Origin of the sequence: Herbidospora mongoliensis (assembly GCF_001570545.1) — a bacterium.
In the GTDB taxonomy this organism is placed as follows: domain Bacteria; phylum Actinomycetota; class Actinomycetes; order Streptosporangiales; family Streptosporangiaceae; genus Herbidospora; species Herbidospora mongoliensis.
This window is the reverse complement of sequence record NZ_BBXD01000022.1, coordinates 299,487-308,662: the sequence shown is the minus strand read 5'-3', so window position 1 is coordinate 308,662 and position 9,176 is coordinate 299,487. Positions and strand designations below refer to the sequence as shown.

The 9,176-nt window shown below is 67.8% G+C and carries 5 protein-coding genes and 1 rRNA gene; 1 reads left to right on the top strand and 5 read right to left on the bottom strand.

Annotated features, from left to right (window positions below):
• Positions 1-358 (bottom strand): 16S ribosomal RNA (locus AW272_RS33370); the annotation flags it as partial.
• A 369-nt stretch (positions 359-727) separates the two neighbouring features.
• Between AW272_RS33370 and AW272_RS33365 the strand changes: the two genes are divergently transcribed.
• Positions 728-1,777: an AI-2E family transporter gene (locus AW272_RS33365; RefSeq protein ID WP_066373593.1), complete on the top strand. Its 1,050-nt coding sequence runs from the start codon at positions 728-730 to the stop codon at positions 1,775-1,777.
• Between the two features lie 246 nt (positions 1,778-2,023).
• On the opposite strand, the gene AW272_RS33355 is transcribed toward AW272_RS33365, so the two are convergent.
• From AW272_RS33355 to AW272_RS33340, 4 genes are all read right to left on the bottom strand, one after another.
• A complete protein-coding gene (locus tag AW272_RS33355) occupies positions 2,024-3,463 on the bottom strand; it encodes a putative hexosyltransferase (protein ID WP_066373590.1) in 1,440 nt (479 codons plus the stop codon).
• Positions 3,464-4,054: 591 nt separating this feature from the next.
• A complete protein-coding gene (locus AW272_RS33350) occupies positions 4,055-5,602 on the bottom strand; it encodes a cellulose binding domain-containing protein (protein ID WP_066373589.1) in 1,548 nt (515 codons plus the stop codon).
• 11 nt (positions 5,603-5,613) lie between these two features.
• On the bottom strand, positions 5,614-7,380 hold the full coding sequence (locus tag AW272_RS33345; RefSeq protein WP_066373588.1) for a chitinase: 1,767 nt from the start codon (positions 7,378-7,380) through the stop codon (positions 5,614-5,616).
• Complete coding sequence (locus AW272_RS33340; RefSeq protein ID WP_066373587.1) at positions 7,380-9,002, bottom strand: chitinase; 1,623 nt, start codon at positions 9,000-9,002, stop codon at positions 7,380-7,382. The genes AW272_RS33345 and AW272_RS33340 overlap by 1 nt, the downstream gene beginning before the upstream one ends.
• Between the last annotated feature and the right edge of the window lie 174 nt (positions 9,003-9,176).

Below are 9,176 nucleotides of genomic sequence, written 5' to 3'. Positions count from 1 at the left end.
TATTCCCCACTGCTGCCTCCCGTAGGAGTCTGGGCCGTGTCTCAGTCCCAGTGTGGCCGGTCGCCCTCTCAGGCCGGCTACCCGTCGTCGCCTTGGTAGGCCACTACCCCACCAACAAGCTGATAGGCCGCGAGTCCATCCCTGACCGAAAAACTTTCCACATCCATCTCATGCGAGAAGACGTCATATCCGGTATTAGACCCAGTTTCCCAGGCTTATCCCAGAGTCAGGGGCAGGTTACTCACGTGTTACTCACCCGTTCGCCGCTCGAGTACCCCGAAGGGCCTTTCCGCTCGACTTGCATGTGTTAAGCACGCCGCCAGCGTTCGTCCTGAGCCAGGATCAAACTCTCCAAAAGATGTCTTCAGAGAATTTTCCCGGCTGACATAATGTCAACCAAAGGAATCCGTCATAAATGACGGGGTTTGTGCATCATGCACTGGCTTTTAGCACACTGTTGAGTTCTCAAGAAACGGACCTGCATTTAGTTCTTTTAAGCTTTTGTTTTTCTGTCTGCCGTTCCGGGCTGACTTCTCTAATCTACCATCCGCTCACCAGTGCTTCGTACCGGTGTGTTTCTGGTGGAGAAGAAGAGGTTTGCCGAACCAGGCCGACGGATTAAAGATTAACAGCTCCCCGGAGTGCTTCCGAACGGTCGCCGGGTCACGGCTCGGTCAGTTGATCTCCAACAGTGGATCTCCGCCGGTCAGACGGGTAGATACGGCCCATGATCGAGCTGCCGCGCGCGCTGGTCGTCCTGCTGACCACGGCGGCGGCGGTCATCACACTGGCCGGGATACGCGCCGTCGGTGACACCGTCGGCCCATTGGTGCTGGCGCTCGTGCTCATCGTGGCCGTCGCGCCGGTGCGGGCGGCGCTGGAACGCCGGGGCGCCGCGGTCTGGATTCAGGTGGCGGTGCCGTTGCTGATCGTGCTGGTGGTTCTGCTCGGCATGGTGGCGGCCGTCGTGGTGGCGGCGGCCCAGCTCGGGCAACTGGCCGCGCAGTACTCGGACACCTTCCAGAAGCTGGCGGCGCAGGTGCGGTCGTTCGCGGCGGAGCTGGGGTTCGGTGCGGCCCAGATCGACAAGGCCGTGAAGTCGTTCGATCCGCAGTCGTTGCTGCCGCTGGCCCAAGGAGTGCTGTCGGGGCTGACCGGACTGCTGACGGCGTTCTTCCTGGTGCTGGTGTTCCTGTGGCTGATGAGCCTGGACGCGGGCAACTTCACCAAGATCGTGCGGTCGGCGCGGGCGCAGCGGCCGCATCTCGTCGCGGCCCTGGGCGAGTTCGCGGTACGGACCCGGCAATATCTGCTGGTGTCCACGGTGTTCGGGGCCATCGTCGCCGTGCTCGACGTCATCGCGCTCGTCGTGCTGAGCGTGCCCCTGCCGATCTTGTGGGGCATCCTCTCGCTGATCACCAACTACGTGCCCAACATCGGATTCGTGCTCGGGCTGGTGCCGCCGGCGCTGCTCGGGCTGCTGGACGGGGGGTTCTCGACGATGGTCCTGGTGATCCTCGCGTACATCGTGATCAACATGGTGGTGCAGTCGTTCGTGCAGCCGAAGTTCCTCGGCGACGCGGTCGGGCTGTCGACCACGATGACGTTGATCTCGCTGATCGTGTGGGCCTTCGTGATCGGGCCGCTGGGGGCGCTGCTGGCGATTCCGCTGTCGTTGCTCGTGCGGGCGCTGCTCATCGACAGTGATCCGTCGGCCCGTTTCGCCCGTGCGTTGGTTTCGGGGGAACCTCCTCCGCAGGGGCGTAAGGCGGCATAGGGTCACCGGATGCGTAGATGGGACATCGACGAGCGGCAGACCGGGATCACCGACGGCACGGCGATGGATCCCCAGGTGGAGAGCCTGCTGGCGGCCATGCGCCGGGACGGTTGGGTGACCGAGGAGCCGGAGGTCCACCTGCTGCCGCACCTGAAGAAGGCGTGTGGCCAGACCTGGCGGATCGTGCGCGACCGGCTCATCGACGACGGGGTCTACGAGGTGACGCTGGCCATCGACGACGACCTGTCAGGTGTCGCGCTGCACCGTGCCGCTGTCGGTCTTCTCGCGGCGATCGCCGAGCAGGTCTTCTTCGTGCGGCAGAGCGAGCCCCGCGTCTTCGACTGTGTCACCGGGATGCTCGACGGCGACCCGCCCGTGTTCAAGAGTCACGGGCACCTGGTTCGCCTCGTTGTCGAGTGACCCCGTGTCGAATGACCGGCGGGCCCACGGCATCGCGGCGATGAGCAGCGGGAACAGGATGACCGAGCTGATCGCCCACGGCGCGTGCAGCGCGCCCCAGTCGGCGCCGCGGAACTGGGTGAGCACCAGATAGCCGGTCGCGGCCCACAGCGAGCTGCCGATGACGACCGGCCACGCCCACCTCGTGGGGCGGGCGATCAGGAACGGCATGAACCAGAGCAGATACTGCGCGCCCAGGCGGGGCGTGACGACCATGAAGCCCAGCAGGATGGCGATCGACACGTCGATCGGGTCGGCCTTGCGCCACCACCACAGGCAGAACGCGGCCACGGCGTAGATCAGATATTGGCCGACGACGAGCTTCCACGGCGTCAGGTCCCAGTTGCCGCCGTTGATCACGGCGGTCCAGCCCCAGTCGCCGGTGATCGGCCGCACGGCACTGGGCGCCAGGCTGATCTCTTTCAGGACGTCGACGAGCTGGTCCCAGCGCACCCAGCCGCCCAGCGGCATGGTCAGCAGGACCAGAATCGGCGGGATGGCCACCGACAGCCCCGCCACGATCCGCGCGCGCACCCCGGGCAGGAACATCAACATGCCCGGCACCAGGATCACCGGCCAGCTCTTCGCGCAGAGCGCCAGCCCCATCAGCATGCCGGCGTAGACGGCGCGTTTCGTGACCCCTGCGGCGTCGCGGGTGAGCAGACTGCGCACCATCCGGTCGGGCCGGTCGAGCAGTGGCTCACTCCCCCGGAACTCGCCCGGCCCCCGCGCCACCACATAGGCGGCCACCGCGAAGACGAGCGAGACGGGCTCGACCTGCCCGTGCACCGACGCGACCAGGATCGCGAGGGGGTTGCACGCGTATTGGAAAGCGCGGAGCCGTTGCTGCCCCCCACCGGCCAGTTTGCCGACGAGAGGAATGAGCGCCAGGTCGGCGACGACGGTGACGAGCCGCCCCGCGACCTCCCACGGAATGCCCAGCCACATCAGCGACCCGTAGACATAGGGGATCGCCGGGAGGAAGTGCCATCCGCTGTTGACCGGGTTGCGCCCTTCGAGGATCGCCTCACCGGCCGGGCGGAAGCTGTTGACGAAGTCGATCGGCTGCCACGAGTCGGCGGCCGAGAACGCCATGATCAGCACCCGGACCGCGATGCCGACCCCGAGGATCGCCCAGATCGAGGGTCGCCACCCCCTCCGCTGGGCGAGGACGGCGAGCACGACACCGGTGACGAGAAGAATTCCCGTGGGGATTGCGTAATCCATGACGCGCCAACCTTAGCCACTCCGCCCGACACAGGAGGGCGTCAGACAAGGGCGGCAGCGAGGATTGGACAAGTCCCGGACATTGCGCAAGCAAGGAGGTCCGGCGCTGGACAAAGCGCACCGCTCCGTTCGTGGTCTTTTCTTCCGTTACGGCTCCGCCTGGCCGGCCCCGCCCGCCGTCTCCGGATCTCCCCGTAGCCGGCGCCGACCACCCGCTCCCGCCGCACTCCGCGACGACAGAGCGTTGATCACCACCCCGGGTTGGCGGGAGCAGGCGGGGCCGGGTGGCTGTTGCGGCCGTTGTGGTGCCGGGAATGCGCGGCCGGTTGGCGCCGGGTGCGGTGAGGTCAGGCGGCAGCGGCGGGCGGTGCCGGGGTAGGCGGAGCCGTAACGGAGAAATGGCTTGTGAAACCCCGTCGGCGTGAAGGGAACGGGGTGAATGCGGAAGAGGGCGGTGCGACCCCGGCGTCCCGGCGTGGGTGCGCACCGCCCTCGGCTTTCGGTGCTTCCAGGAGTCCTTGGCAAGGCTCCCCGGAAACTCCGGAGTGCCGCCGAGGAGCCTGTGTCAGCGCTCCTCGGCGGTCATGCGGATCAGAAGCCTCCGGTGATCCGGGTGAACTCCCAGTTCTGCTGGCTGATGCCGGAGCAGTTCGACACCACGCCGCCGCCGGGGCAGGGGCGGTCGCGGTTGACGGACCAGGTCGCGAAGCGCGTCAGGCCCCGCTGGAGGGCCCAGTCACGGATGGCGGTCCAGGCAGCGGGGCTGGTGAGTTCCTGCTGGTCGGACAGGCCGACCATGCCCGAGATGCCCATCTTCGCGTAGGCCTGCGCGTCGGTGTAGCCGTACGCCGACTTGAGGACGTTCTTCAGGCCCTCGGACGCGTTGATCGTGTCCTGCTGGATGTTCGAGCTGCCGAAGTCGAACGTCATGATCGTGAAGTTGTCGATCGGCACCGCCAGGGCGCGTGCCTGGTTGATCAGGCGGACACCCGCGGCGGTCGGGCCCGAGGTGGACGTCCCGAACGTCACGGCGATCTTGATGTTCGGGTTGTTCTGCTTGACGATCTTGAGGCCGTTCAGGATGCGGTCCTGGACGGTGTAGTTCTCGAACTCGTCGGTGTTCTCGATGTCGAAGTCGACCACGGCCGGTCCGGTGGCGTTGATCACCGTCTGGACCGCCTGCGCGTAGGCCTGCGGCGTCGAGCAGTTCGGGCCGAGCTTGTTGCCCGACCAGCCGCCGAACGAGATCTGCACCGAGCCGCCGGCGCCCTTGATGGCGTTGATGGCGTTGATGTCGGCCGCGTTGTTCAGCGGGCGGTTGCCGTCCCACGCCGGGTTGCAGCCGCCGCTGGACAGGATGAAGGCCATCGTGAACGACTTCACGCCGCTCGCCGCCATCACGGTCGCGGGGTTGGGCGGGTCGCCCCAGCCCATGTAGAGGTAGGGCGCGCCGGGCATCCGCGCGCCGCCGGTCGGGCAGCCCGTGGTGGAGCCGGTGACGGAACCGGAGGACGACGACTCACCCACGTTGTTGTAGGCCCTCACGGTGTAGGTCTTCGAGGTGCAGGCCGCCAGCCCGGAGATGGTCGCCGAGGTGCCGGTGACCTGCGCGCGCTGGGTGCTGCCCTCGTACACGCGATAGCCCACGACGGTGCCCGAGGACGCGCCCCACGAAAGCGAGATCGAGGAGCCGGTGGAGCCGGTGACCGACGGGTTTCCCGGGGTGCCCGGAGTGCCGGGCGGGTTGGTGGTGCCGCCGCCGCAGGGCTGGCCGTTCAGGGTGCAGTTGGCGGGGACGGCCGAGCCGGGCGAACCGATGAAGCCGAAGCTCGCGGTGGCGCCGGGCGCGAGCGAGCCGTTCCAGCCCACGTTGGTGAACGTGAACCGCTGGCCGCTGCGGGACAGCACCGCGTCCCAGGCGGAGCTGACGTTCCCGCCCGAGGGCAGATCGATGGCCACCGACCAGCCGTTGATCGTCGAGGTGGTGCCGTTGGTGATGACGTATTTGCCTTCGAAACCGGAACCCCACTCGGAGGTCTTGGTGAAGACGGCGGTGGCGGGGGCGGCCTGGGCGGGGGTGGCGACGACGAGGACCCCCGCGAGAGTCCCTAACGCCACCAGAAGTGCACGTAGCTTCATGGAAAGGTCCCTTATCCGAGCGCGTTGAGATACGAGCGGTGGCTGCGGGAGAACTCGAAGTTGTTGAACCTGTCCCAGTTGATGGACCAGGTCATCAGGCCTCGGAGGTTCGGGTAGACACCGCGCGGCCGGTACGAACCGCAGTTGGTGCCCTTGGCCAGGCAGTCGAAGGCCTTCTGAACCTCGGCGACGCTGGTGAAGCCGTTGCCCGCCTGGCCCGACGACGGCAGGCCGATGGCGACCTGGTCCTGGCGCAGGGCCGGGAAGACGTTGGCGGCGTTGCCCTGGATCGGGAACCCGGCGAGCAGCATGTCGGTCATCGCGACGTGGAAGTCGTGGCCGCCCATCGTGTGGTACTGGTTGTCCAGGCCCATGATCGGCCCGGAGTTGTAGTCCTGCACGTGGAGCAGGGTCAGGTCGTTCCGCATCGCGTGGATCACCGGCAGGTACGACGCGGCGCGCGGGTCGGCGCCGCCCCACTGGCCCGAGCCGTAGAACTGGTAGCCGAGCTGCACGAAGAACGTTTCCGGAGCCATGGTCAGGATGAAACGGCTCCCGTAACGGGCCTTCAGTGAGCGCAGCGCCGCGATCAGGTTGACGATCACGGGGGTGGTCGGGTTGCGGAAGTCGGTGTCACCGGCGTTCAGCGACAGGCTGTGGCCCTCGAAGTCGATGTCCAGACCGTCCAGGCCGTACTTGTCGATGATGGCGCCGACCGACTGCACGAACTTGTCGCGGGCGGCCGTGGTGCTGAGCTGGACCTGGCCGTTCTGGCCGCCGATCGAGATCAGCACCTTCTTGCCGGCCTGCTGCTTGGCCCGGATGGCCGCGATGAACTGGGCCTCGGTCTCCACGTTGGCGCACTCGGCGACCGGGCACTGGGTGAAGCGGATGTCGCCCGAGGTGACCGAGGTCGGTTCGCCGAACGACAGGTTGATGACGTCCCACTCGTTCGGCACGTCGGCCATCCGCATGTAACCGGAGCCGTTGGCGAACGAGGCGTGCAGGTAGCCGACCATGACGCGTTTCGGCAGGCCGGTGGGGGGCGGCGGCACGCTGCCGACGATCGCGGTGACGGTGTTCGAACGGCCGGACTCCCCGGCCGCGTTGACCGCGCCCACCTGGTAGGTGTGGGTCCCGGAGGCGGGCCGGTCGGTGTAGGTCGTCCCCGTCGGGGAGGCGATCAGGGACCCCCCGCGGTAGACGCGATATCCCGTGGCGCCCGAGACGGCGGGCCACGACAGGTTGACGTCGGTGGTCGTCTGGCTGAGCGAGAGAACCGGCGCCGCCGGGGGCTGCGGGCCTGGCGGGTTCCCGCCGGGGCCGTCGAGCACGACGTCGTCGGCGTAGTAGGTGCCCTGGCCGTACCAGCCGTTCAGATAGATCGTCACGGAGGTCTGGGACGCGGCGGTGGTGAAGGTGCGGGTGAGCTGGGCCCAGTTCGCCCCGGGCGCGGCCCAGGTCTCGGAGAACCCGATGGCGCCGAGGAAGACGTAGGGGCCGCGCACCCACGCCGAGAGCGTGTAGGCGGTGTTCGGCTGGACGGTCACGGTCTGGGAGCACCGCGCGAAGTCGCTGCCGGCCGGGGTGGCGGCCAGCGCGCGGGTGCCGGAACGGACGGGGGTGGTGACGGCCTGGCTGCCCGAGGCGCAGTTCCAGCCGGTCAGGCCCGACTCGAAGCCGGGATTGGTGGTGATGTTGGCGGCCTGGGCGGGCGACGGGGCGATGGCGAAGCCCAGCACGAGGGCCGCAGCGAGGATCAGGCTGCGGATCTTCATTACGGCAGCGTGTTCAGGTGGGGGCGGATGGTCCGGGAGAAGTTCCAGTTGTTGCTGGCGTCCCAGTTGATCGACCAGGTCATCGCGCCCCGGATGCCCGGGTAGGCGCGCGGCGGCACGAAGCTGCCGCAGTTGGTCCGGGTCGCCAGGCAGGTCAGGGCCTGGTTGACCATCGACGGGGCGACCACGCCACCGCCGGCGGCGCCGGGTCCGGCCGGGAGGCCGAGGGCCACCTGATCGTCGCGCAGGCCGTTCTCGAGCTGGATGCAGGCGAGGGCGGTCATGAAGTTGACCGAGCCCTGGCCGTAGGCGAACGCCTGGTCGCAGCCGAGCATCGAGCCGGAGTTGTAGTACTGCATGTGGACGACCGTGAGGATGTCCTTGATGGCCAGGGCCAGCTTGAAGTACTCCATGCCGGTCGACTGCATGTCGATCGTCTGCGGCGCCATCGTGATGATGAGCGAGGAGCCGACGCGGCTGCGGAGCTGGCGCAGCGCGTCACCCATCCACTGGGCGTTGAGGCCGTTCTCCAGGTCGATGTCGACGCCGTCGAAACCGTAGGTCTGGATCAGCGAGTAGACGGAGTTGGAGAACTGGGTCGCGGCGGCCGAGCTGGCGACCTGCACCCGGCCGGCCTCGCCGCCGACGGAGATGATGACCTTCTTGCCGCGCGCCTTCAGCGCCTGGATGTCGGCCCTGAACTGGGCGTCGGTGTAACCGCCGACGGCGGCCGCGAGGCCGGGGTCGAGGGTGAAGGTGACCTGGCCGGGGGTGGCGGTGGCGTCGGCGAACGCGATGGCGATCAGGTCGTACTCGTTCGGCACCGCCGACAGCTTCAGCTCGGTGGCCGGGTTGACGAAGTTGTGCCAGTAGCCGGTGAGGAAGTGCTTGGGCAGCGGCCCGATCGGGCAGCCGGTCGTGGAGCCGCTCACCGCGTCGCTGGCGACCGACTCGCCCTGCGCGTTGTAGGCCTTGATCGTGTACGTCTTCCCGGTGCAGGCCGCCAGCCCGGAGATGGTCGCCGAGGTGCCGGTGACCTGCGCGCGCTGGGTGCTGCCCTCGTACACGCGATAGCCGGAGACCGTGCCCGAGGACGCGCCCCACGAAAGCGAGATCGAGGAACCGGTCGTCCCCGTCACGGAGGGAGTGCCGGGCTTACCCGGGACGCCGGGCTGAGGAGACGGGCTGGGCGACGGCGAGGGGGACGGGTTCGTGCCGCCGCCGCAGGCCACGCCGTTGATCGTGCAGTTGGCCGGGGTCGCGCCGCCGGGGCTGGCGATGAAGCCGAAGCTCACCGTGCCGCCGTTGGCGATGGCGCCGTTCCAGCCGACGTTGGTGAAGGTGAAGCGCTGGCCGCTGCGGGACATGGTGGCGTCCCAGCTGCTGCTCACGGCGCCGCCGGACGGCAGGTCGAAGGCGAGGGACCAGCCGTTGATCGTGCCGGGACCGGTGTTGGTGATGACGTACTTGCCCTCGAACGCCGACCCCCAGGAGGAGGTCTTGGTGAAGGCGGCTGTGGGACCGGCGGCGTTCGCCGGTCCGGCCACGAAGGGGATCACGACGAAGGCGAGCGCGAGCGATAAGACCGCCGTCAGCGTTCGCCAGAGGTACCTGCGTTGCATGTCACAACCTCTGTGGGAGTGGGGGATGACAGGCCGAGGACGCGTCCGGTGACTTGACGCAGCGGGTCGGGAGTTCTTTTAGTAAAGTTTCCTAAGAGTTGTGGGGATCGTAGCCCGCCGATTCCCCCGTCACAAGGCCCATCCCGTTCTCCGGTGAAACATGACGAAACCGCC